The organism is Flavobacterium agricola (assembly GCF_025919725.1).
In the GTDB taxonomy this organism is placed as follows: Bacteria; Bacteroidota; Bacteroidia; order Flavobacteriales; family Flavobacteriaceae; genus Flavobacterium; species Flavobacterium agricola.
In genome coordinates this window covers 2,229,863-2,255,562 of record NZ_CP081495.1, presented here as the reverse complement: position 1 = coordinate 2,255,562, position 25,700 = coordinate 2,229,863, and the positions used below count along the sequence as shown (strand labels likewise).

Here is a 25,700-nt window from a genome sequence, read left to right as displayed (position 1 = left end):
ATTTAGAATAACCTAAATAGCTTTTATATTTTTAACAATCAGTATGTTATATTTCAAACCCCATATTTACTCCTAATTTTTTAGAAATAAGCTGAGAAACTTTTTGTTTTAAATCTGGAATTTTAACCGATGAAATTACCTCATCAGTAAACGCGTACATTAATAAAGCACGAGCTTCTTTTTTCGGAATTCCACGTTGTTGTAAATAAAACATAGCTGTTTCATCTAACTGACCAATAGTACAACCGTGTGAACATTTAACATCGTCAGCAAAAATTTCTAATTGCGGTTTGGTATTTAATGTTGCTTTATCGGTTAATAAAATATTGTTGTTTTGCTGAAAAGCATCTGTTTTTTGTGCAACCTGATCTACAAAAATTTTACCATTAAAAACCCCTGTAGATTGTCCGTCAAAAATACCTTTGTAGTTTTGATGCGACTCACAATTTGGTTCTTCGTGGTTTACTAACGTATAATGATCTACGTGTTGTTTATCATCAATAATTGTAATTCCTTTTAAGGTAGAATCGATGCGTTCGCCTTTTTGGTAAAAGTTTAAGTTGTTACGTGTAATATTACCTCCAAAAGAGAAGGTATGAACCGAAACGCGGCTTTCTTGTTTCTGAACGGTAAACGTATTGTCAACCAAATTAGCCGTTTGCACGTCGTTTTGTAGTTTGTAATAATCTACAATAGCACGTTTGGCAGCAAAAATTTCGGTAACCGAATTGGTTAATACAGCAGCAGAAGTTAAACTTTGATGACGTTCTAAAATTTGTACGTGTGCATTTTCTCCAACAATTACTAAGTTACGCGGTTGTACAAACGTTGGGTTTGTTCCGGTTGTAAAATAAATAATCTCGATTGGTTTTTGTACTACGGTTGATTTAGGGATATTGATATATGCACCTTCTAGTGCATATGCCGTATTTAAATTAGTTAAGCTATCATTTTTATCAATAGCTTGATTAAAATACGTATCAATAATCATTTTGTATTTGGGTTTGGTTAATGCTGATGACAATAAACAAACGTCCAATCCGTCGTGCGTTGTAGATGATAAGTTAGATGAAAAAACACCGTTTACAAAAACTACTTTGTACGTATCTACATCGTTTAAAAAATATTGTTTTACATCTTTCCACTCAATTGCATCATCGCCTTTAGGTAAAATAGCAAAATCGTTTTTTAAGATTGCATTAAGCGAGGTATATTTCCAAGCTTCTTCCTTTTTGGTAGGAAAACCTTTATTTTCAAACGTCTTTAATGCTTCGTTGCGAACATCGTGTAAATTGGTATTGATATCCACTTTTTGTTCGAAAGCTAAAAAAGAGGTTAATAATTTTTCTTTTAACTCCATGTTGTTTTGTTTAAAGTTTGTTGTTTAAAGCTAAAGCTGTGTTTTAGCTTACTACCCGAAACTTTTTAAACTAATTATTTTAGCCAATCGTATCCTTTTTCTTCTAATTCAAGAGCTAATTCTTTACCTCCTGTTTTAACAATTTTACCATCGTGTAAAACGTGTACAAAATCTGGAACGATATAATCTAACAAACGTTGGTAGTGCGTAATTACAATAACCGCGTTATTTTCGCTTTTAAGCTTGTTTACACCGTTTGCAACAATACGTAATGCATCAATATCTAAACCAGAATCTGTTTCATCTAAAATAGCAATTTTAGGATCTAACATAGCCATTTGAAAAATTTCGTTACGTTTTTTCTCACCACCCGAAAAACCTTCGTTTAACGAACGCGATAAAAATTTACGATCAATTTCTAATAATTCTGATTTTTCTTTAATTAGCTTCAACATTTCGTTCGCAGGCATATCTTCTAAACCTTTTGCTTTGCGCGATTCGTTAATAGCTGTTTTGATGAAATTGGTTACTGAAACTCCAGGAATTTCTACCGGGTATTGAAACGATAAAAAGATGCCTTTATGCGCTCTTTCTTCTGGTGCTAAATCACCTAAATCTTCACCGTCTAAAATAATTTCACCTTGGGTAACCTCAAAGTTCTCATTACCTGCAATTACTGCAGATAAAGTTGATTTTCCGGCACCGTTTGGTCCCATAATTGCGTGAACTTCGCCTGGTTTAACCTCCAGATTAATTCCTTTTAATATTTCTTTATCCTCAACAGAGGCATGTAAATTTTTAATTTCTAACATATCTTTTTAATTTGATGATTTGAAGATTTTCTAATTTGAAAATTTCATTTCTCGTATTATTTTGTTTTTGCTGATATTATTATCTTATTAATAATTTTTGAATGGTTTCAATTTGATAAATTAAGGTTGAACAATCTGGATAATTTGGGCTTTGTTTGCAAAGTTCAAGCCAGTAAATAGTTTCTTCAACTTCTTTAGCTGCGATTTTAAATTTATGTATAAAATCATTTTTACTTTCTGCATTTTGTGCTTCTCGCACATTTGCACCAATTGATGTACCCGATTTTAACAATTGATTCGAAACTACAAATTTTTTATTACTTTCTAATTCTTCACAATAAGCTATAATAGCTAAGGCAAATTCGAAGGTAGGTTTAACGATTATGTTTTCGGAATCTTTCATTTGCAAATCTTCAAATTAAAACATTTTCAATTATCCTACAGATCCTTCTAACGAAATTTCTAATAATTTTTTAGCTTCAACTGCAAATTCCATTGGTAATTTATCTAAAACTTCTCTAGAAAAACCATTTACAATTAAAGCAATAGCTGTTTCTGTTGGAATACCACGTTGGTTGCAATAAAACACCTGATCTTCACCAATTTTACTTGTTGTTGCTTCGTGTTCTAATTTTGCTGTTGAATTTTGAGATTCAATATACGGAAACGTATGTGCACCACATTCGTTACCCATTAATAAAGAATCACATTGTGTAAAGTTACGTGCGTTTTCTGCTCTTGCACCAATTTTCACTAAACCACGGTATGAGTTTTGTGATTTACCTGCCGAAATACCTTTTGATATAATGGTTGATTTAGAGTTTTTACCTAAATGAATCATTTTTGTTCCGGTATCTGCTTGTTGGTGGTTATTGGTTACAGCGATTGAGTAAAATTCACCTACCGAATTTTCTCCTTTTAAAATACATGATGGGTATTTCCAGGTTACAGCCGATCCGGTTTCAACCTGCGTCCAAGAAACTTTTGCATTTTTCTCAGCAATTGCACGTTTAGTTACAAAGTTAAATACCCCACCTTTACCTTCTTTATCTCCAGGGAACCAGTTTTGTACGGTTGAATATTTAATTTCGGCGTCGTCCATTGCAATTAATTCTACCACAGCTGCGTGCAATTGGTTTTCATCGCGAGATGGTGCAGTACAACCTTCTAGGTACGAAACATACGATCCTTGATCTGCAATTAACAAGGTACGCTCAAATTGCCCAGTTCCGGCTTGGTTGATACGGAAATAGGTAGAAAGTTCCATTGGGCAACGAACGCCTTTTGGAATGTAGCAAAACGATCCGTCTGAGAATACAGCCGAGTTTAATGCTGCGTAAAAGTTATCTGTTTTTGGAACTACGCTTCCTAAATATTTTTTCACTAATTCTGGATGGTCCTTAATGGCATCAGAAATAGAACAGAAAATAATTCCTTTTTCGCTTAAGGTTTCTTTAAACGTTGTTGCTACCGAAACCGAATCAACCACAATATCCATTGCAATATTGTTCATTCGTTTTTGTTCGTCAATAGAAATACCTAATTTTTTGTACATTTCTAACAACTCCGGATCAACATCATCTAAAGTTTTATTCGGGTCAATATCTTTTGGTGCCGAATAGTAAGAAATAGCTTGAAAATCTGGTTTTTCGTATTTTACGTTTGCCCATTCTGGCTCAACCATTTCTTTCCAAATACGAAAAGCATCTAAACGCCATTCAGTCATCCATTCTGGCTCATTTTTCTTTTCAGAAATTGCGCGAATAATATCTTCATTTAGCCCCACCGGAAACGTTTCGGCATCTAATTCTGTATAAAAGCCGTATTCGTATTCCCTAGTTTCTAATTCTTTTTTTAAATCTTCTTCAGTGTACTTACTCATAAGTTCTTAATTAAAGTGTTCAAAATTAAAATTTTAAACAATTTGTATAGTTTTTAATTGAAAGCTATTTTCAATTTTAAATTATAACGAAAAACTTTCGCCACAACCACATGTTCTTTGAGCATTAGGGTTGTTAAAAACAAATCCTTTACCGTTTAAACCTCCAGAATATTCAAGAGTTGTTCCTACTAAGTAAAAAAAGCTTTTTTTATCTACTGCTATTTTAATGCCGTTGTCCTCAAAAATTTTATCATCTTCAGCAACGGTTTTATCGAACTTTAAATCGTAAGATAAGCCCGAGCATCCGCCGCTATGTACGCCTACTCTAACATAATCGTTAAATGGGTCAAAGTTATCGTCTTCCATTAAAGATATAACTTTCTTTCTAGCTGATTCAGAAACTTTTATCATGGTTTTTGTTGGGTTACTTTATATTCTTTATGCAAAGATATTATAAAAAAAGGACTTTATCTAAAAGCTAACATTTTTATAACTAATGAATTGATAAATTTTTTCTATAATAAAAGCCCGATAAATAAGGTTTTTAGTAACTTTAACTTTTTAATACTTTATTTATGAAAATTTATCCTATAGAATCTGGTAATTTTAAGTTAGACGGCGGAGCCATGTTTGGCGTAGTTCCGAAATCCATTTGGAATAAAACCAACCCAGCTGATGCGAATAATTTAATTGATTTAGCTGCTCGTTGTTTGTTGATTGAAGATGGCAATAAACTAATTTTGGTTGATACCGGAATGGGAAATAAACAATCAGAAAAATTTTTTGGCTATTATTCTTTATGGGGTTCTCATAACTTAGACAAATCGTTAGCGCATTACGGATTTCATAGAGATGATATTACCGATGTTTTTTTAACTCATTTGCATTTTGACCATTCGGGCGGTGCCATTCAATGGAATAAAGATCGTACCGGATACGAACCTGCATTTAAAAATGCAAAATACTGGACCAACCAAAACCATTGGGAATGGGCAACCAACCCGAATCCGCGTGAAAAAGCATCCTTTTTAAAAGAAAATTTATTACCCATGCAAGAAGCTGGGCAACTGCATTTTATAAACCGTAAAGAAAACAATTACCTTGAAAATAGCGAGTTAGGTTTTGATATTTTGTTTGTTGATGGCCATACCGAAAAACAAATGCTACCCATTTTTAAATACAAAAACCAAACCTTAGCTTATTGTGCCGATTTGTTAGCCACAGCAGGTCATATTCCGATTCCATACGTTATGGGTTACGACACGCGCCCATTATTAACCGTTAGTGAAAAAGAATATTTTTTAAATCGGGCAGCAAATGAAAATTGGTTGTTGCTTTTAGAACACGATGCACATAACGAAATTATTACCGTACAAAACACCGAAAAGGGAGTAAGGCTTAACGAAATATTAAAATATGAGGATATTTTGTAACAAAACAGTACTTTTCGGCTACTAATATGTTTACCTTATTTAAAATTAATCGCATTATATATGAGAACAACTAAACCATTTTACATTTGCGCGGCGCTTTCATTAGCCCTAGCAAGCTGTACTACAACATCTAAGCTCCCAACAACTTATGTTGATAAATACGATAAAGTACCTTTAAAAAATGCACCATTAGCAGAAAACGATTTAAAACGTTGGAGCCATTTAGATTTAGTAAAAGATACAGTGCCAGGAATGAGCGTTGATCGTGCTTATGCAGAATTATTGGTAAACAAAAAACCAACCGAGGTTATTGTTGCAATTGTAGATTCTGGTATTGATATCAACCACGAAGATTTAAAACCAGCTATTTGGGTTAACCCAAATGAAACAGCAAACGGAAATGACGATGATAACAACGGTTATATTGATGACATTAACGGATGGAACTTTTTAGGCGATTCGGATGCTGAAAACATGGAATACGTGCGTATTATTAAAAAAGGAAACACAGCAGATCCTGAATACCAACGTGCGGTTATTGAATTAGAAGCAGATGTTGCAGAAGCAAAAGGTTCTTTAGAGCGCATCAACGTTTTTCAATCTTTTATTGATGTAGTTGAAAAAGCAACAGGAAAAACGGAAGATATTACGTTAGAAGATATTCAGAAAATTGAAGTAACTGACGAATTAAGCACGCAAGCTAAAAATACATTTACCCGTATTTTAGCCGAAGTACCTTACAATGAATTTAAAGGACAGATAACTGGAGCTAAAAACCATTACGAAACGCAATTAAACTCACATTTAAATGTAGCGTTTGATGGCCGTACGCCTGTTGGCGATAATCCTGACGATATTACAGATACAAACTACGGAAACAACAACGTAATCGGACCCGTAATTGCATCTGCAAAACACGGTACACACGTTGCTGGTATTGTTGCTCAAACACGTGGTAACGAATTAGGTGGTGACGGAGTTGCTAACGGCAATGTAAAAATTATGGCTTTACGTGCTGTGCCAGATGGAGATGAGTATGATAAAGATATTGCTTTAGCGATTCGTTACGCAGCAGATAACGGAGCAAAAGTTTTAAACGGATCATTCGGAAAATATTATTCTCCGAATAAAGAATGGGTTCAAGATGCATTAAAATATGCTGAAGAAAAAGATGTTTTAGTACTTTTTGCAGCAGGTAACGATTCTAAAGATTTAGATGTAGTAAATAAATACCCATCAGATTCGTACGACGGAGCCGCAGAAACATTATCAAACGTAATGATTATTGGCGCTTTAAACCCAAGTTACGGTGAAAATATGGTTGCAGGTTTCTCGAACTACGGAGCAAACAATGTAGATATTTTTGCACCAGGAGCTAAAATTTATGCTACAACACCAGAAAATAACTACGAATATTTACAAGGTACATCAATGGCATCTCCAAATGCTGCTGGGGTTGCTGCAGTAATTCGTTCATACTACCCTAACCTAACAGCTGCCGAAGTAAAACAGATTTTAATGGATTCTGGAATTACTTTAACACAAGATGTTAGATACGGTGAAAACAAAGACAAAAAACCATTTAACGAGCTTTCTAAATCAGGTAAAATCATCAACTTATACAACGCGGTAATTTTAGCAGAGAAAGTTTCGAATGCAAAAAAATAATTATATATTGCAAAACATTTAAAAGCCACAGAATTAAAATTTTGTGGCTTTTTTTATAAACTCACAAAATAAATACTAACTATGAAAAAAATTTTTTTACTCGTAATAGCTTGCTCAGGTTCGCTATTTGCGCAAAAAAATCCTAACCCGGGGTATTGGCAACAACATGTAGATTACAAAATGGATATCGACATGGATGTAAAAAACTTTCAATACGACGGAAAACAAGAACTGGTTTACACCAACAACTCACCAGATACCTTAAAAAAGGTTTTTTACCATTTGTATTTTAATGCCTTCCAACCCGGAAGTGCTATGGATTATAGATTAAAAACAATTGCAGATCCAGACAGACGCATGGTTCGTGCTTTTACAAAAGGCGATAATGCTCCTAAAGAAAGTAGAATTTCGGTTCTTAAACCTCATGAAATTGGTTACATCCACGTTTTAGATTTAAAACAAGATGGTGCTGCAGTTAAACACCATGTTGTTGGAACAATTTTAGAAGTTGATTTAGCACAACCAATTGCACCAGGACAAGCTACCAAGTTTGACATGAAATTTAAAGGGCAAGTACCTTTACAAATTAGACGTGCAGGACGTAATTCAGACGAAGGCGTTGTTTTATCAATGGCGCAATGGTACCCAAAAATGGCTGAATACGATTTTGAAGGTTGGCATGCTGATCCGTACATTGGACGTGAATTTCATGGTGTTTGGGGTAACTTCGATGTAAAAATTACAATTGATAAAGATTATACCATTGGTGCAACCGGTTATTTACAAAACAAAAACGAAATTGGTCATGGTTACCAAGATAAAGGCGTTACGGTAAAACATCCGAAAAAGCTTAAAAAATTAACTTGGCATTTTGTTGCGCCAAATGTATTAGATTTTGCTTGGGGTGCAGATAATGATTTTGAGCACGATATTTTAATTGGTCCAAATGATGTAGAATTGCACTTTTTCTACAAAAAAATCAACCATATTCTGCTACTTGGAAAGAATTACAGCCCAAAACAGCAGATTTATTAAACTTTTTTAACCAAACCATTGGTGAATATCCATACAAACAATATTCGGTTATTCAAGGCGGTGACGGTGGAATGGAATATCCAATGGCAACCTTAATTACCGGAAATCGTAACATTGCAAGCTTAATTGGCGTAACAGCGCACGAATTGGCGCACATGTGGTTCCAACACATGCTAGCAACAAACGAAGGTAAGCATTTCTGGATGGACGAAGGTTTTACCTCATTCATTTCAGATTTAGCAGTTGCTACCATTATGGAGAAAAAATACCAAGAAGACGAAAATCCGTTCCAATCTATGTACAACAACTATTATTATATGGTTAGTACAGGTAAAGAACAACCACAATCTACACACGCCGACCGATTTGAGTTAAACAGAATTTATTCTATCTCAGCATACAGCAAAGGAGCCATCTTTTTAACACAATTAGGTTATGTGATTGGGAACGATAAAATGATGGAAACGTTAAAAAAATATTACGAAGATTATAAGTTTACGCATCCAACACCAAACGATTTTAAACGTACTGCAGAAAAAGTTTCTGGCGCTGTTTTAGATTGGTATTTAGTAGATTGGACTCAAACTACAAATACGATTGATTACGGCATTTCAAACGTAAAATCAACAGCAAACCAAAAAGCAAAAACGTTTACTAATGAAGTTACGTTAGACAGAATTGGATTAATGCCAATGCCATTAGATATTTTTGTGGTTTATGAAGATGATTCTATAGAAACATTTTATGTACCAAATACCCTAATGCGTTGGACTAAACCAAATCCTTACCCAGAATTTAAACGCACTGTTTTAACAGGATGGGATTGGGCACAACCGGTTTATTCGTTCGAATTTAATTCAGACAAAAAAGTAAAACAAGTAATTATTGATCCAAGCCAAATGATGGCCGATGTAAATAAAGACAACAACGTATATAACGTACAATAATAAAAAAACCGTAAGCTTTGCTTACGGTTTTTTTATTCCATATTAAATAATCTTTTGGCAACCGTTTTCAATAAATCTTTATCATACGGTATTTGTAATTCGGACTGATATATTAAAAACAGGTATAAAAAAGCAAACAGATGTTGAAACTTGTATTTTAAAATATAATATGTTTCTGTTTTTTTATTAATACTCCATCCAATTGTTAAGTTAAACCGCTTAAAATCGTATTTTTGCATACCAAATGCAACGATTGAGATGAAACAGAATTACCCAAAAGCAGAGAAATTAAAAACTCAAAAACATATTGACTTATTGTTTACTAAAGGTAAATCTGTCTCTAAATATCCGTTACGTTTGGTTTACGTGGCTTTAGAGGAAGGAACGGATGCAGGCCTACAAATGGGCGTTTCGGTTTCTAAAAAGTACTTTAAACGTGCCAATAAACGCAATTATTTTAAACGCGTACTTCGCGAAACCTATCGCAAAAATAAAAGCATTATTTACGATGCTATTGGCGAAAAACCATATGCTATGATGTTTTTTTATCAAGCAAAAGACAAATTATCTTACCAAGAAATAGAACAAAAAACTATTGATTTGTTTACAAAATTTAAAGATGCTATTCAATAAATTTACATTTATATCATTTTAATTGCTATTTTACGTTTGCTTTTAAAACGTAATTATGAATAAAATAGCTTTTTTGTTTTTGGCAATATTAGCCATGGCTTGCAAAAATGGTGAAACACATTTTGCAGATGAAGATGTTGTACTTGTTTCAATGGAAAATACTGAAATACCTGATATTGATGAAGTACGTTTTACTGAACCTGAAGTGGTTAAAAATGAATCAAAAGTAGAATCGAGTCAAAATCTAGTAAACAAACAAATTATTGAATCTGATATTTATATCAACACCAAAAATCTTACAGCTGCCCAAAAGCAAATCGAAACGCTTATTAAACAAGCTAAAGCTGAGGTAAGCGAAGAAAGTACATCTAACAAATCTTTACAACTTACTTTGTACGTGCCACGCAGCACGTATTCAGCCTTTATGGATGCGTTTAGCGATGCAAATTTTGATGGAATTGAACGAAAATCTACCCGCATAACCAATATTACTAAAGAATATTACGAGCTAAAAAATCAATTAAATTCAGACGATATTTTACTTACAAAATATCAAGAATTGCTTAAAAAAAGTACTGCGATTGACGAAACGTTAACCATTTACGAACGTATTGAAAATTTAGAACGCCAACAACGCAACCATAACAACAACATGGCTTATTACAATAAAATGCAAGCCTATAATTTGGTTACTATAAATGTGTACAAAACTTACGAAGGCAATTTTCAGCCAGTTAGTTTTGGCAAAAAAATAAGTAATTCTTTTGTTTGGGGTTGGGAACTTATTCAAGCAGCATTTTTCGGTATTATTAGCATTTGGCCTTTATTACTAATTGGCTTTTTAACTTATTACGGCATTAAAAAAATCCGTTCTAAAAAAAAAAAAAGTTAAGTTTACGTTTCAAATCTTGCAAAATGAAAAAAAGATATAAGTTTTTATTCCCTGTTATTGCTGCATCGCTTTTAACTACAACTACTGCCTTTACCTACAAAGATGATTTTTTTGAGTTGGCCAAACAACTCGAAATATTTTCGTCGTTGTATAAAGCCGTAAATCAAAATTATGTAGAAGAAACCAATGCGGCCGAATTAATGGACAATGCCATTAAAAACATGCTTAAAAATTTAGATCCGTACACGGTTTACTTTAACGAACAAGATGTTATTCGATTTAAAACTAATACCATTGGAGAATATACCGGGATTGGAGCCAATTTATATCGTAAAGATGGACGTTTGTTTGTTATAGAACCTTTTCAAGATTCTGCAGCTGATAAAGCAGGTTTAAAAGCTGGCGACGAAATTATTCAGATAAACGATGTAAAATTAGTCGATTTTAAAGAAGATATTTCGCAACTGCTACGTGGAGCCAAAAACACAGTAATTGATGTTACGTACAACCGTAATGGTACCAAACAAACTACAAAAATAAGTTTAGATGATGTTGAGGTTAAAGCTGTGCCGTTTTATCAATTATTAGACGACAAAAAAACGGGCTACATTGTGCTTTCTCAATTTAATGCAAAAACTACGGCCGAAGTTAAAGAAGCTTTGGTAGCTTTAAAAAAACAAGGTGCAACACAAATTGTTTTAGACTTACAAAACAACCCCGGCGGTTTATTGCAAGAAGCCGTTAATTTATGCAACTTGTTTGTAAATAAAAACGAGTTAATTGTTACCACAAAATCAAAAGATGTAAAATCAAACTTAAGCTTACGTACCCAAAACGAACCGGTAGATACACAAATTCCGCTGGCTATTTTAATTAACGAAAAAAGTGCTTCGGCCTCAGAAATTGTTGCAGGTGCCTTACAAGATTTAGATCGTGCTGTGGTAGTTGGCAATCGCAGTTTTGGTAAAGGTTTGGTTCAACGCCCGATCGATTTACCATACGGAACGCAGTTAAAAGTTACCATTTCTAAATATTATACGCCATCGGGCCGCTGCATTCAAGCTTTAGATTATGGGCATAAAGATAAAGACGGAAAAGCAATAAAAATAAGCGAGAAAGATTATACCGCTTTTAAAACCAAAGCCGGCCGTGTAGTTTACGATGGCGGTGGTATTTTACCCGATTTTATTGTAGATGCAAACAAACAAAGCAACATTGTAAAATTGTTAGATGACGAAAAAGTAATTTTTAACTTTTGTACCCAGCTTTATAACCTAAATGCAAACAAAGCAGAAATCAAAACTGTTTCTGACGCCGATTTTACAGCATTTAAAAATTATATTAAACAACATAATATTGTATTGCAATCTGATTCTGAAAAAGCTTTAATGGAGCTAGAATCTACCATTAAAAAAGAAGAAGTTAGCGATGTCGTGCAACAACAATTAACAGCATTACAACAAGCCATTAAAAACAGTCAGGAAATTGAAATTGACAAAAACAAAAACGAAATAAAACAACTTATTTTAGAAGATTTAATTACCCGTTACCAATACAAAAACGGTTTGCATCAGTATTACGCGCACAACAACCCAACGGTTAAAAAAGGCGTTGAAGTTTTAAACAATTCTAACTTATACAAACAAACCCTTAAAGTAAAATAAAACAATAAAAACCTTACATTTAAGTTATTAGGATAAATAACTAGTTAGTAAAGCCCCCAATTATTAATTGCTGTTTACTATTTTATACTATATAAAATAGCTTTTTTGCCTTGCTTAAAAAGCAAAGGTTCTTTTTATAGCTTTTAAATTTAACATTGGGGTTATGAAACATTTTGTTTTATTTTTTTTACTTGCTTGTTCCTGCCCTATTTTTGGGCAAGAAAAACAAAACTTTTCGATTTATTTCGAATCCGATTTATTTGCTGTTGATGCAAACCAGCAACAAGCACTTCTGCAATTTATTCAAAACTATTGATACCGTTCAAGTTGCCTCCATTTCTATTTTTGGATATTGTGACGATCGCGGCTCAGAAAACTACAATTTATCGCTATCTAACCAACGGGCAAAACAAGTAAAACAGTTGCTTAACAACGGTGGTGTAAAACTTAAAATTTTACTCGAAATTCAAGGTAAAGGTAAAGTTGCATTGGCTCCCGCTGATTCTTTAAAAAACCTTGATGAAGTTCGAAAAAATAACCGCCGTGTTGATGTTGTTTTGAACCTAAAAAACGGAAATCCTGTGCAAATTAACGGAGTTTATTTTGAGCTTACCCAGCAATCTAAACGTGGCGATCGCATCTATTTAAAAAATATTCAATTTCCGATAGATCGCAGTATTTTAACCCCTGAAACCATTATTGAGCTTAATAAATTAGCCCTTCAGCTCAATAAATTTACACATATTCATATCGAAATTCAAGGCCATGTTTGTTGTACCAAAGGCAGTAAAGAAGCTTTAGATATTGATACCGGCAAAGAAGAACTTTCTAACAATCGGGCCCATGCGGTTTTTAAATATTTGGTTAGCAAAAAAGTTGATCCAAAACGCATGCGATTTAAAGGTTACGGCAATCGGTTTCCGCTTGGGAAAGATCCGCATCTAGATAAACGGGTAGAATTTTTAATTACCCGATCTTAAACTAAATAAAAACATAATGCGTTATAAAATAACACCATATAATCAGTTTTTTATGAAAAAAAGTTTATTTTATATTGTATTTGGGTTACTAACCTTTTCCGGATTTGCTCAGAACGGATTAGAAAACATCGGAATTTTAATTCCTAAAGAATTAAAAGAATGGGAATTTACTAAAGGAAACATTCAACCTCAAGAATTGTTTAAAAATGCTGCATCGGTTAAAAGTTTTATTACGCAGCGCAATGAGCCCGTGCGTATTTACGAGTTTTATAAATACCATCCAGAATCTAACAAAGCTTTAATTCCGCAAATTACTTTTTACGTTTTTGCAAATAACTTACCTATTGGCGATTACCCCAACATGGTAGCCGAATTTTTTAGTAAAAACATGATGGGCTTAGAAAACGTAAAAAACATAGCCAACGAAACTTTTTTAAACGGTAATTCGCCCGAATATGTGCAACATTACAGCTACGTAGAACCTATGGTTATAAACAATAAAACAAGCAATATAAATGTAAACGTAGTTCAGGCTTTGGTTTTTAAAGATGAATATATTTTATTTATTGATGGCTATCAACCTGTAGAACCAACGAATAACTCGGCAAAAACTTTAGACGACAAAGCCAAAAAGCAAATGGTGGAATTAATAAAAAATATAAAAATTACAGAAACTATTAAAATTGAATAAAAAAAGTCCAGAATGTAACCATTCTGGACTTTTTTTATGGGTGCAACATTTCTATATGCGGAATATCGTCTTCTAAATACATATCCGAAACCGTTTCAAATCCTAAAGATTGATAAAACTTTTCTAAATATTGTTGGGCTGATATGGTTATTGGTCCGGCATGTAGTTGTTTAGCAACTTCAATTGCTTTACTAACCAATAAAAAACCATAACCGTCTTTTCTGTGTTCTTTTTTTACAACTACCCGACCGATAGATGCGTTAGAAAAGTAAATTCCGGGCTCAAAAACGCGCGAGTAAGCCACTAATTCATTATCTACATACCCAAGGATATGTACGGCTTTTTTATCCTTTCCATCGGGATCTAAATAAACGCAATTCTGTTCTACCACAAAAATTTCAGAACGCAATTGTAAGGCATCGTAAAGTTCGGTAACGGTAAGTTCGGTAAAAGATTTAATCTGTAACTTCATCAAAATTAAAATATATGCTTTTTATAATCGCTTCGAGCTCAAAAATGTCATCGCGATTGGGTAAAGTTGGGTTGTAAACAAATCCGTCTACAAACACGTAATTTGCAGCATTTGGCGTGATAAACAAATAGCACAAATACGGCCCTTCCATGTAATCATTAGTTAAATCCCAAGTTCCTCTAAATTCAAACGCATCAACATCTTCGTATAAAAATATTTTTTTTACAAATGGTGCATAGCTTGTATTTACGTGCATATAGGAATTTTCGGGAACGCCTTTTACGTATTTTTTGGTAATTGAATCACGAACGGCAACAAAGTTACGAACCAAATCGCCTTTTGCAAAACGAGAAACGGGCACTTGGTAAACCATGATTGAATTGCTACCGGTTGGTGTGTTTCGCTTTAACCAAGCAAAATTTGGTGCTGTTAAAGCGTAATTATAACTTTCTGGAATTAATAAAGAAATATTGAATTTTTCGCGAATGCGTGCATCATCAAAAGGAGCTTCGGCTATTTGTGATTGAATTTGTAGCAATTCGTAAAAACGAATGGCATTTTCTACCACATCACCATGTAAATGAATCAGCTCTAAAATATCAGAAATGGTTTCGCCTTTAAAATGAAATACGTTTTGCGGAAAAGCAAACTCATTTTCAATATGAATAAATTCGTTTTCATTGCCTTTTTCAATCACCACAATATTTCGGGCTTTTTTGGCCGAATTGTCAATTACGTGCGGGGCGTATTGTTTAATAACCAGCGAAGTTTCTTCATTAATTAACCCATCAATCGGATAAGCTAATTTTTCGCGAATGCTATCTCCTATTTCACCATTCCACAAGTTATTATCTACAAAAACAGCAACTTCGTTTAAGTTTCCTGTTGATGCAGGTAAATTGCCGGCGCTATTGGTTATGTTAGAACAAGCAACTAAAAATAGTGAAAAAAATATCACGTAAAAAAAATTCGCTTTTCTCATGGTTAAGGTTTGAAAAGCGAATTTAGTAATTTATTGGTTTAGATTTTTAAAACTTGTCCGGGTTTTAACTTCTCTGATTTTAAATTGTTTACTTTTTTAAGCTCAGCAATGCTTAATCCGGTTTGGTTAGAAATTTTATACAACGTATCGCCTTTTCTAACTACATATTTTTTTATTTCGGCTTGCTGCGCTTTTTCAACCAAATTATTTGCTTTTTTAGCTGGTTTTTCGGCCGTTTTGGTTGGGTTTGCTTTTGCCGGTTGCTGTTTTACGCTTTCTGGCAAGCTAATTAATAACGTTTGGCCGGTAAAATCGGTATCTTCTTCAATTTCATTCCATGCCATTAAATCGGCAATAGAAACGTTGTAATTTGTTGCAATAACATCTAAAGTTTCGTTTTCATCAACCACATGTTTTAAATACATATCGTCGGGCGCAATTTTTGCTAAACGCACCTTTTTTTGAATTGCTTTTTTATCAATTAATGGCGTTGTTTTAGGACGAACTTCTTCAGGTTTTGGTGCAACTGCTACGCGCGTAGTAGTTTGAATTTTTAAGTTTTGTCCGGCACGAATCATGTTGCCTTTAATGTTGTTCCAACGGCGTAAATCGGCAATTGAAACTTTGTTTTTAGAAGCAATTACGCCTAAAGATTCACCCGATTTAACTTTATGTAGTTTAGTTTTGGTAACTATTTCGTAAGTTCCGTTATCTGCTAAACGCGTACCTTCAAAAGGTTTTTCAATTTTACTTTCTTCATAATCCACGTAAGCATAAATCTTTTCTTCATTGGCTTGATAAATAGCCAATTTGTCTTTAGGCAAACGCAAATAATGCGGTTTATCGGTCATGTACGGAATAACTTCAACCTTATAAATAGGATTTAAATATTTAATTTGTTCTGCCGGAATATCTAACAAATCAGAAATTTGGTTGAAATTAATTTTTTCTTTACCATTACGGTATCAGTTTCAAAATAAGCAATTGGTGCTTTTTTAGGATTGATGCCGTGTTCTTTATGATATTCGTAAATGTACATGGTTGCATAAAAAGCAGGTAAATAACCTTGGGTTTCACGATGCAGGTACGGACGTAAATTCCAGTAATTTTTTTTACCGCCCGAACGACGAATGGCTTTGGTAACATTACCAGGCCCGGTGTTGTACGATGCTAAAACCAAATCCCAATCGCCAAAAATTTTGTACATATTACTAAAATATTGGCAAGCTGCATCGGTAGCTTTTATAGGATCGTAACGTTCGTCAACATAAGAATTAACTTCTAATTTATATTGTTTACCCGTTGCGTACATAAATTGCCATAATCCGGTTGCCCCAACATACGATTTTGCGTGCGGATTTAAAGCAGATTCTACAATAGCAAGGTATTTAATTTCTAAGGGCAAATCGTATTTTTCTAAATGTTCTTCGAACATCGGAAAGTAATATTCCGACAACGCCATTAGGCGCTCGTACGACTTAGATCTGTTTTTTAAAAACGATTTGATAACATTTTCTAAAGTTTGGTTGTACACCACATTAAACGGTGATTTTTCGTTTAAACGCGCCAATCTTTCTTTTAACAATTCGGTAGATAAATTATAAGAAACATCTTGCTCAGTATCAGCTGAAGTTACGTCTGCGTACATTTCTTCAAACAAATCCTGATTAGTCAGTTCGTTCATCCATAATTCATCTATTTTATTGCTTTTTTCGTAAGTAACAAAAGTTTGCTTTAATGAATCTAAAAAAGTTACCGGTGTTTTATTCTCGAAAGAACCAGGATTAGTTTGGTTTTGCGCTTGCGCTCCCACAGCGCTCAAAGCAAATAATCCGATCGAAAAAAGTTTTAAATTGTTCATTTTGTTGTGTTTAAATCACTGCTTAGAAAATATTTTTAAAGAAAGTTAACAAAAATAAAAGTCATGTACGATTTTAATCTTAAAAATTTGTTAATTAACTATTTTATAATTGCCTGAATTCCAGGTAATACTTTTCCTTCTAGCATTTCTAACATGGCACCACCGCCGGTAGAAACGTAACTCATTTTAGGTTCTAAACCGAATTGTTTTACGGCCGCAACCGAATCGCCACCGCCAACTAACGAGAAAGTTCCGTTTTGCGTAGCTTCATCAATAAAATTACCTAAAGTAATGGTTCCGTTAGCAAATTTTTCCATTTCAAAAACCCCAAGCGGACCGTTCCATAAAATAGTTTTAGAGCTTTTAATAATAGGTTCTAAAATTGCTAACGTTTTAGGTCCTACATCTAAACCTTGCCATCCGTCAGGAATTTGGTTTACATCTACAATTTGCGTGTTGGCATCGTTACTAAAGCTATCTGCCGCAACCACATCAATAGGTAAATGAATTTGTACGCCTTTAGCTTTTGCCTGATCTAAAATAGATAGCGCCAATTCTAGCTTATCATCTTCTACTAACGAATTACCAATATTACCGCCCAATGCTTTAATAAACGTAAAAGTCATTCCGCCACCAATAATCATATGATCTACTTTATCTAAAATATTTTCGATCACGGTAATTTTAGAAGATATTTTGCTACCGCCTAAAACAGCAGTTACTGGTTTTTCTGAATCTTTTAAAACTTTATTGATGCTTGTAATTTCTTTCGCTAACAATTCGCCAAAGCATTTTTTTCTGGAAAAAATTGAGCAATAATGGTTGTTGATGCGTGTGCACGGTGCGCCGTACCAAATGCATCGTTTACATAAATATCGCCCAACTTAGCTAATTGCTCTGCAAATTTTACATCGCCTTTTTCTTCTTCCGGGTAATAACGTAAGTTTTCTAACAACAAAACTTGACCAGGTTGTAAGTTTTTGGCTGCTTGTTCGGCTTGTTCACCAATGCAATCGGGAACAAAAGTTACCGGAACGCCTAAAATTTCAGAAACTTTAGCTACAATGTGTTTTAATGAATATTTTTCTTCACGATTTTTTGGTCGACCTAAATGCGACATTAAAATTACGCTTCCGCCATCTTTTAAAATTTTATCAATGGTTGGTTTTGCAGCTTCGATGCGGTTTACATCGGTTACCTCAAAATTTTCGTTTAACGGTACGTTAAAATCTACACGAATAATCGCTTTTTGGTCTTTAAAATTAAAATCGTTACTTGTTGTCATGTTTATTAAAATTAGTGTGTTGCAAATGTAAGGTTTAAACTATAAATTTTGAACTACTTGAAGCTTGCCTTGGGTTTTTAAAATCCAAAAATAGAAGCTAAAAGTAAAGAATCAAAATTAAAACCACACAAAAAATGCTATTCAACGCAAAGATTATCAGTATTTTACTGTTAAAAAAACACGATGCTAATTGCCTGAATGGTTATAAACTATTTTTTTAAAGTTTAAGTATATTTGCTTTATGTTATTTTCTGAAATTATAGGACAAAACGAGGTTAAACAACTTTTAACCCGAAGTGCAGATCAAGGTCGAATTCCGCATGCGCAATTATTTATCGGAGCCGAAGGTTCGGGCATGTTACCTGCAGCCATTGCTTACGCACAATATATTTTGTGCAATAATACGGATGCCGAAAACCAGGGCGGTAATGCAGCGTGCAATTTAAAATTTGAGCAATTTAATCATCCGGATTTGCATTTTATTTATCCGGTAAACAAAACACCTAAAGACGAAAAACACCCAACATCGGCAACTTTTATATCGCAATGGCGCGAATTTGTTATGCAAACGCCGTATAGCAATTACAACGATTGGGCAGATTTTGTTGGTTTTAAATCGCAGCCCATTATTGGGGTTGATCAAACCACAGAAATTTTTCAGAAAATAGCTCTAAAATCGTACGAAGGCGGATATAAAATTATGATTATATGGTGCGCCGATAGAATGAATGTTGAAACGGCGAACAAGCTTTTAAAACTTTTAGAAGAACCTACCGATAACACCGTTTTTATATTAATTACCGAAAACGAATCTAACTTGTTGCAAACCATTATTTCGCGGTGTCAAATAGTACGTTTTAAACCGGTTGCTCCAGAAAATATTATTGAAAGCTTAACCAACAACTTTCGGTTAGACAAAAACATGGCTGTAAAGTTAGCGCATCAATCGCAAGGCAATTACAATTGGGTTTTAAAAAAGCTAAGCAATCAGGAAAACGAAGAACAAGTTTTTGATGCCTTATTTGTTAAATGGATGCGTTCTGCGTACGGCGTGGTAAAACGTAAAGATTATACCATAGAATTGCTTAATTGGGCCGAAGAAGCTGCTAAAATGGGCAAAGAACAACAAAAATTGTTTTTGCATCATACGTTAGAAATGGTTCGACAAGCTTTTTTATTAAATTATAAAGTTCCGGATTTAATTTATATGGAACCGCAAGTTGAAAAGTTTGATTTAAAAAACTTTGCTCCGTTTGTGCATCACAACAATATTTTTCAGTTTGAAAAAGAATTAACCGATGCGATTTATCATTTGGAACGCAACGGAAACTCGAACCTTATTTTTACCGATTTAAGCTTAAACTTAACCCGCTTATTACATACTAAACCTTAATGAACATTTATATTTTTGCCTTGGCTTTTTGTGTTTTTTTAAACATTACGTACTGGATTTCGAGCTACGAAAAGGTTTTTAATTACAAAGCAACTTTAGGTTGGATGCAACCGCATTTTGCAAATTCGGCTTTAAAAAACTGCGTGCCTTTGGCTTTATTACTTTTAATTGGTTTTGAAGTTTTAACGGCTGTTTTTTCGGCTTTAGGTTTATTTTACTTGTTATTGTATAAAACTCCAGAATTTGTTGTTTATGCGAATTACCTAAACCTGATTTGCTTGTTTTTAATGCTTATTGCGCAGCGCTTAGCTAAAGATTTTGACGGCGCCCGGACCATTGTGATTTATTTAATTCCGAGCTTGCTCGCTTTATTATACGTATAACAAAGCGCCCGATTTGCGAATGCAAATCGGGCGCTTTGATTTTATATGGGTTGCTCACTCAGAAAAATATGGTGTTTACTAAAAATTGCAATATTGTTCTAAGCAATAATCATACTTTTACTTGTAAAATACAAAAGACATTATTTGTCTATAAAAAATAATAAATTATAGAACTCATAAAATAAATACTGTTTTCTACTAAAAGAAATCTTTAATGAATTTTTAAATAATAAATATGATAACATTACCATTAATCATCCAATTTTAATTTGGGGAGCTGTAGCTTTAGTAGTTGGAGGTTCAGTAGCTGCAATACCAGGCGTTTTTGATGATCCTAAAAAAAATAAACTTGGGATATTAGGTATGCGGGTAGCAGGAAAAACTACATTTCTAAAAACTTTAGGAGCAAAAGTACTACCAGGTAGTAATAATATTGAAGAATATGATAGTTTTACTTTTAATTTAGATAGTGGTAAAAAAATATATATAGGCGCAGGTAAAGATATAGGAGGTCATACAACTTATATTAATCAGTATACAAAAATTATAGAAAAAGCAGATGTCATTTTTTACTTTCTCGATATTGAAAAATACTTAAATAATTATATTGATCCAATAGATGGATTGCATTATCGAAGAGACTGCAATTCTCGTTTAGATTTAATAAACATTCATAAAGATAGTAAAAAGGTTATAATATTTGCAACGCATAAAGATAAATTAATGATAACAGAAAGCATCGCTAAGTCTAAATTTTTTGACTTAATGAAAGATAAAAAATATAGCGAAATGTTAGAAGGTATAATATTTATTAATTTAACTAATATATCAGAAACAAAATCAGTTATTAATAAAATTTTTAATTAAAATTAATTATGAATCGATTTTTAATTTCTCAAAAAGAAACAAATATTGGTTATGATTACTGTATTATTGACGGTAAACTGACTACTGATGAATTTGAAATCATTAAATGTAGTGACTATATTTTTGAAGCTGATGAATGGAAAAATTTATACAAGGACGATAAAATTACGATCAAATCATCAGATAAAATAATTTTTATAAAATCGCACTATTTAGATAAGGATAATGCAGATAGAGCTATTAATTATATTTTTTACATCAATCAAGAAGATAGTGATTGGGATACAATTGTAAAAAAGTTAGAAAATGATTCAGAACTTATTGATAGAAATCTTGATAAAGAACACTTAAAACAAGTGATAGCTAAACTTTCTAACAATAAAATTATTAAAAAAAAAATTCTTCTTTTTCTTTTAGCAATTGGGGCAATAATAATTCTAACTAAAATGCTTAAAAACTAATTATGAGTAAAGTAATTATATTTCAAGACGATGAAAAATCATTAAATTACAAATATCAACTACCTAAAAATTCTAATTTTAGTAGTTTACCTATAAAAGTATTATCTTATGAATATGACAAAGATGATTTTTTAAAGAAAAATAAAGTAATCGTTGATAATACAAATTTTGATATTAACACTATTTTTTTATTACATCCGACTATAAATGATCTCTATATTGAAGAATCTAAATTTGAAGAATACATCTATAAAGAAAAAATTCATAGATATATTGAAATGGCAGATAAACTAGGTGCAAAAAAAATACAAATAACCTCTAGTCTTTTAGAGACTAAAAAATTAGAGAAAGATATTAATGGAGGAGTAAAATATAAAGGTTGTAGTATAGAAGGATCATATAAAAAAGAAGTTGAAGAAAAATTTAAAAATGAATATCTAAACTTAAAAACATTCACTAGAACAGACAAATTTAATTTAGAAGATGCTCATTCAGAAGCTACAAAATGGATAGAAAATGATAATTTATATTTTGACCAAGAATTAGTTCACTTTGTAAAAAGTTGCGACCCAAAAAAAAATAACATACTTGAAACTCAAGTATTAAAAACAAAAATTACAAAAGAAGCAAATCAGACATTAGAAATCGCTGCTAATTTAGACATTAATTTTGGAGGCGTATCCTTATTTTCTTTAAAGGGGGGCTTTTCAGAAAAAATACAAACTTTAAATGAGTTCTCATTAGAAATTCATCTTGAATTTTAAATAAAAAACCAGCCCTAGGGCTGGTTTTTATTTATTTATCCAAATCCAGCGTTGCTTTATACAAACGTAAATCTTCATACGTAAAAGCATCGCCACAAATTTCTTTTAATTCGGTTAAGCTTTCGCCGTCGTAACTTTCAAAAAGTTTTTCGAGCTTTTTAATCTTCGCTTTCGAAATAATTTCGGTAATTAAAATTTGGCGTTTCTGAATCAATTTTGCCAAATGCCCATAAATGGTGGTTTGCGTTAATTTACGTTCGTCAGCAATTTCTTTCACGGTAAATTTAGCGCGCCAAAGTTCTAAAGTAACATCAAGCGTTGGTTTCTTTTCCTTTTTTTCTTTTTTGGCGTCCGATTCGTAATAGGTTAAATCGGTCGGAGATTCAATTAATTCTCCGCTATTGGCACGAATTCTATCGGCAATTTCAACCAGCTTATTTATTTTGTATTCGCTAATATCTTGCGTTTCTACCGAACTTTTTTCTATCGTTTGCTTGTCAATATAGCGCTGTAAAATATGCAGCGTTTTTTTAAGATCTAAAACCTGTTTTACCAAAAGTTCTTCAATCGCAGTTAATTCTTCAAAAATAAGTTTGGCCTTTTTTTGACGACGTACCATAGCAATTTCGTACAACAATTCGTCTACCATTTTATCTAGAAACGGAAAAAAATAATCAAACGCTTTTTGGCAACGTTCCTGAATAAAAAGCAAATCAACCGGATGCGTGGTAAACAATTTGGCTAATTGATTGCCAAATTTTTGGGCAGAATCTTGCAAGGCATCAATTAATAAATATTGTTTAGAAACCCAATCTTGAATTTTTCCTTTAGGGGATGCCGTAGTTTCGTTAACGTACGAACTTTTTAAGTTGTACCACGCTTTGGTTAAATCTAAAAAATCAAACTTTTGGCGCAATTCTACATACAAATATTGCAGCGTTTGTGCTTGCAAGTTATTATCTAACATTTGTTGTGGGGTTTTGGTTTTAGCAAATTCCATAATTTCAATATCGGTTGTCATGCCATTCATTCGCATCGGAGAAAGCAAAACCAAGCCTTTTAAGCTACGCAAACGCGATAAAGCTACGTAGGCTTGCCCGGGCGCAAAAACCTGGCTTACATCAAGCGCAGCTTTATCAAAAGTTAAACCTTGCGATTTGTGCACGGTTATGGCCCAAGCTAATTTTATAGGATAATGGCTAAAGGTGCCAATAATTTCTTCGTCAATATCTTTTGTTAGCGGATTTACGGTGTATTTTATGTTTTCCCACACATATTTTTCTACTTCAATAGTTACGCTATCTTCTGGAAAACGTACAAAAATTTCGTTTGCTGTTAACTTCGTTACAATGGCCATTTTACCGTTGTAAAAAAGTTTATCGGCCGATAAATCGTTTTTAATAAACATAACTTGCGACCCCACTTTAAGTTCTAAAGTTGCATCTAACGGAAAAATTTTATCCGGAAAATCTTCAACAATTTCGGCTTCGTAATAAAAACTTGCGTTGTTTAATTTGTTTAAAGCTTCAGTATTAATTTTATCCGCTTTAGCATTGTGCGTGGTAACGGTTATCCAACCTTCGGTGGTATGGCTCTCAAAAGCAGGGTTTACGTATTCGTTTAAAACAGCCAAATCAGACGCGGTAACAATATTGTTGCGTAAGTTATTTAAGATGTTGATGAAAGTTGGATCGGATTGACGGTATATTTTTTCGAGTTCGATATATAAAATCGGATTTTCTGAAATTACTTTTGAATGAAAGAAAAACGCCGATTTATAGTACTTTTTAAGCACCTCCCACTCTTCTTGTCTTACCACGGGTGGTAATTGCTGTAAATCGCCAATAAATAGCACCTGAACGCCACCAAACGGAGCGGCCGATTTACGAACCGTTTGCAACATAAAATCCATGGCATCTAAAACGTCGGCACGTAGCATACTAACTTCGTCAATAATTAACAAATCAAGGTTACGAACCAAAGTTTGTTTTAAACCATTCATTTTAAAATGACGAATTAACGTAGCTCGGCTTTCTACCTTTACGTAATCCGACAACATTTGCGTTGCGCTATAATCGGGTATAAATGCGCCAAAAGGTAACTGAAAAAACGAATGTATGGTTACGCCTTTTGCATTTAAAGCTGCAATACCAGTAGGTGCAACAACCACAAAATTTTTGTGCGTAGTTTCGGTAATTTTTTTTAATAAGGTTGTTTTACCCGTTCCTGCTTTACCTGTTAAGAACAAGCTTTGCTTGGTTTGGTTAATAAACTTTAAAACATAATCCGAAAGATGTTGACTCTGATCCATAGTACTTGCATTAATTGGTAAAAATACAAAAGCCCTACGAATAATTCGAAGGGCTTTTTATATATAGGTTAAAATAAACTGTTTTTAGTTTACTGCTGTAGAATCTGATTTAGTTTCTGCTTTAGGACCTTTGTACTTATCGTTAATAAGTTTGGTAACAATTTCTGTTAAATCGTATTCGCTTTTTGCAAATAATACGGTTGATGCATCACCAGTACCTAAAACAAAATCATATCCGTTTTGTTTTCCGTATTCAGAAATTTGTTCTTTCATTTTAGCAACTAAATCTTGCATGTCTTTACCGCTTTCTTGTTGTAAAGTTTGTAAAGCCGATTGTTGCTTAATTTGTAATTCTTGTTCTTTTTGACCTAAACGTTGGCCTTCTGTTTGAGCCCATTGCATACCTTTAACTTGAGCGTTTGCTTGGAAGTTTTTTGCTTCTCTTTCAAATGCTTCAATCTCAGCACGTAATTCCTTGCCTATTTCTTCAGACTTGTTTTTGTACTTTTCTTCAATAGCTTTAGCTTCATCACTATTTTCAATAAGTTTTGCTGTATCTACATAACCTTGTTTGTACGAAGAAGCGTCTGAACCTTTATTACAAGAAACAAAAGAAAGCGCAGCAAATGCTAATACGAATATTTTTTTCATTTTAAGTTAAGATAATTAATATGGAGTAAAAATAACAATATTTCTATTTTAATCAAATATTGTTGTAATAAGTTTTTCTGTATTTAACAATTCTATAATATAAATATTATCTATTAAAAAAAAGATAACAATAATATTTATAAATTAAAAACGACTTCAAATTAAGCGATTTAAGCTTGTTTTTTAAAATATACAACATTAGTATTATTACAACGCTAATTTCAGTATTAAAACAGCTTTAAAACGATTTCACCTTGTAAAAATTGTGTTTTT

Annotated in this window: 23 protein-coding genes and 2 pseudogenes; 13 read left to right on the top strand and 12 right to left on the bottom strand. The window is 33.0% G+C overall.

Annotated features, from left to right (window positions below):
- Positions 1-46: 46 nt before the first annotated feature.
- The 5 genes from sufD to K5I29_RS11175 form a co-directional block, all read right to left on the bottom strand.
- On the bottom strand, positions 47-1,360 hold the full coding sequence (gene sufD, locus K5I29_RS11195; RefSeq protein ID WP_264433385.1) for a Fe-S cluster assembly protein SufD: 1,314 nt from the start codon (positions 1,358-1,360) through the stop codon (positions 47-49).
- A 74-nt stretch (positions 1,361-1,434) separates the two neighbouring features.
- Positions 1,435-2,172 (bottom strand): Fe-S cluster assembly ATPase SufC, encoded by a 738-nt coding sequence (gene sufC, locus K5I29_RS11190; RefSeq protein WP_264433383.1) that lies wholly within the window; start codon positions 2,170-2,172, stop codon positions 1,435-1,437.
- 79 nt (positions 2,173-2,251) lie between these two features.
- Positions 2,252-2,575 (bottom strand): four helix bundle protein, encoded by a 324-nt coding sequence (locus tag K5I29_RS11185; protein WP_264433381.1) that lies wholly within the window; start codon positions 2,573-2,575, stop codon positions 2,252-2,254.
- A gap of 30 nt (positions 2,576-2,605) precedes the next feature.
- Entirely contained in the window at positions 2,606-4,054 is a 1,449-nt protein-coding gene (sufB, locus tag K5I29_RS11180) for a Fe-S cluster assembly protein SufB (protein ID WP_264433380.1), read from the bottom strand.
- 81 nt (positions 4,055-4,135) lie between these two features.
- A complete protein-coding gene (locus K5I29_RS11175; protein WP_264433378.1) occupies positions 4,136-4,465 on the bottom strand; it encodes a HesB/IscA family protein in 330 nt (109 codons plus the stop codon).
- A gap of 164 nt (positions 4,466-4,629) precedes the next feature.
- On the opposite strand from K5I29_RS11175, the gene K5I29_RS11170 reads away from it, so the two are divergent.
- The 8 genes and pseudogenes from K5I29_RS11170 to K5I29_RS11135 all read left to right on the top strand — a co-directional run bounded on the left by K5I29_RS11170 (position 4,630) and on the right by K5I29_RS11135 (position 13,997).
- On the top strand, positions 4,630-5,487 hold the full coding sequence (locus tag K5I29_RS11170) for an MBL fold metallo-hydrolase (RefSeq protein WP_264433375.1): 858 nt from the start codon (positions 4,630-4,632) through the stop codon (positions 5,485-5,487).
- A gap of 60 nt (positions 5,488-5,547) precedes the next feature.
- Positions 5,548-7,155, top strand: a complete 1,608-nt coding sequence (locus K5I29_RS11165; protein WP_264433374.1) for a S8 family peptidase — start codon at positions 5,548-5,550, stop codon at positions 7,153-7,155.
- 81 nt (positions 7,156-7,236) lie between these two features.
- A pseudogene (locus tag K5I29_RS11160) lies at positions 7,237-9,137 on the top strand (M1 family metallopeptidase).
- A 258-nt stretch (positions 9,138-9,395) separates the two neighbouring features.
- A complete protein-coding gene (gene rnpA, locus K5I29_RS11155; protein WP_264433372.1) occupies positions 9,396-9,770 on the top strand; it encodes a ribonuclease P protein component in 375 nt (124 codons plus the stop codon).
- Between the two features lie 55 nt (positions 9,771-9,825).
- Positions 9,826-10,662 (top strand): DUF4349 domain-containing protein, encoded by an 837-nt coding sequence (locus K5I29_RS11150; protein ID WP_264433371.1) that lies wholly within the window; start codon positions 9,826-9,828, stop codon positions 10,660-10,662.
- A gap of 23 nt (positions 10,663-10,685) precedes the next feature.
- A complete protein-coding gene (locus tag K5I29_RS11145) occupies positions 10,686-12,326 on the top strand; it encodes a S41 family peptidase (RefSeq protein ID WP_264433369.1) in 1,641 nt (546 codons plus the stop codon).
- A 269-nt stretch (positions 12,327-12,595) separates the two neighbouring features.
- Entirely contained in the window at positions 12,596-13,306 is a 711-nt protein-coding gene (locus K5I29_RS11140; protein ID WP_264435193.1) for an OmpA family protein, read from the top strand.
- A 52-nt stretch (positions 13,307-13,358) separates the two neighbouring features.
- Positions 13,359-13,997, top strand: coding sequence for a hypothetical protein (locus K5I29_RS11135; protein WP_264433368.1), 639 nt, complete (start codon positions 13,359-13,361; stop codon positions 13,995-13,997).
- A gap of 34 nt (positions 13,998-14,031) precedes the next feature.
- Here K5I29_RS11135 and K5I29_RS11130 read toward each other — a convergent pair whose 3' ends face one another.
- From K5I29_RS11130 to K5I29_RS11110, 5 genes and pseudogenes are all read right to left on the bottom strand, one after another.
- Positions 14,032-14,469 (bottom strand): GNAT family N-acetyltransferase, encoded by a 438-nt coding sequence (locus tag K5I29_RS11130; protein ID WP_264433366.1) that lies wholly within the window; start codon positions 14,467-14,469, stop codon positions 14,032-14,034.
- Positions 14,453-15,451 (bottom strand): DUF4837 family protein, encoded by a 999-nt coding sequence (locus K5I29_RS11125; RefSeq protein ID WP_264433364.1) that lies wholly within the window; start codon positions 15,449-15,451, stop codon positions 14,453-14,455. The genes K5I29_RS11130 and K5I29_RS11125 overlap by 17 nt, the downstream gene beginning before the upstream one ends.
- Positions 15,452-15,489: 38 nt before the next feature.
- The gene (locus K5I29_RS11120) at positions 15,490-16,371 is read right to left on the bottom strand and encodes a muramidase family protein (protein ID WP_264433363.1); all 882 of its coding nucleotides are present in this window, start codon (positions 16,369-16,371) and stop codon (positions 15,490-15,492) included.
- Positions 16,365-17,312 carry a lytic transglycosylase domain-containing protein gene (locus K5I29_RS11115; protein ID WP_264433361.1) on the bottom strand — a complete coding sequence of 316 codons (948 nt, stop codon included), beginning with the start codon at positions 17,310-17,312 and terminating at the stop codon, positions 16,365-16,367. The genes K5I29_RS11120 and K5I29_RS11115 overlap by 7 nt, the downstream gene beginning before the upstream one ends.
- A 98-nt stretch (positions 17,313-17,410) precedes the next feature.
- Positions 17,411-18,597: pseudogene (locus K5I29_RS11110) on the bottom strand (phosphoglycerate kinase).
- 241 nt (positions 18,598-18,838) lie between these two features.
- Here K5I29_RS11110 and K5I29_RS11105 point away from each other — a divergent pair.
- From K5I29_RS11105 to K5I29_RS11085, 5 genes are all read left to right on the top strand, one after another.
- Positions 18,839-19,990: a DNA polymerase III subunit gene (locus K5I29_RS11105; RefSeq protein ID WP_264433359.1), complete on the top strand. Its 1,152-nt coding sequence runs from the start codon at positions 18,839-18,841 to the stop codon at positions 19,988-19,990.
- On the top strand, positions 19,990-20,373 hold the full coding sequence (locus K5I29_RS11100; protein WP_264433358.1) for a DoxX family protein: 384 nt from the start codon (positions 19,990-19,992) through the stop codon (positions 20,371-20,373). Before K5I29_RS11105 ends, K5I29_RS11100 begins: the two co-directional genes overlap by 1 nt.
- Positions 20,374-20,736: 363 nt before the next feature.
- Complete coding sequence (locus tag K5I29_RS11095; protein WP_264433356.1) at positions 20,737-21,240, top strand: hypothetical protein; 504 nt, start codon at positions 20,737-20,739, stop codon at positions 21,238-21,240.
- An 8-nt stretch (positions 21,241-21,248) separates the two neighbouring features.
- On the top strand, positions 21,249-21,701 hold the full coding sequence (locus K5I29_RS11090) for a hypothetical protein (protein WP_264433355.1): 453 nt from the start codon (positions 21,249-21,251) through the stop codon (positions 21,699-21,701).
- A 2-nt stretch (positions 21,702-21,703) separates the two neighbouring features.
- Complete coding sequence (locus K5I29_RS11085) at positions 21,704-22,465, top strand: hypothetical protein (protein ID WP_264433353.1); 762 nt, start codon at positions 21,704-21,706, stop codon at positions 22,463-22,465.
- Between the two features lie 31 nt (positions 22,466-22,496).
- On the opposite strand, the gene K5I29_RS11080 is transcribed toward K5I29_RS11085, so the two are convergent.
- Both K5I29_RS11080 and K5I29_RS11075 read right to left on the bottom strand, forming a co-directional pair.
- The gene (locus K5I29_RS11080; RefSeq protein ID WP_264433352.1) at positions 22,497-24,776 is read right to left on the bottom strand and encodes a helix-turn-helix domain-containing protein; all 2,280 of its coding nucleotides are present in this window, start codon (positions 24,774-24,776) and stop codon (positions 22,497-22,499) included.
- A gap of 84 nt (positions 24,777-24,860) precedes the next feature.
- Positions 24,861-25,427, bottom strand: a complete 567-nt coding sequence (locus tag K5I29_RS11075) for an OmpH family outer membrane protein (RefSeq protein ID WP_264433350.1) — start codon at positions 25,425-25,427, stop codon at positions 24,861-24,863.
- Between the last annotated feature and the right edge of the window lie 273 nt (positions 25,428-25,700).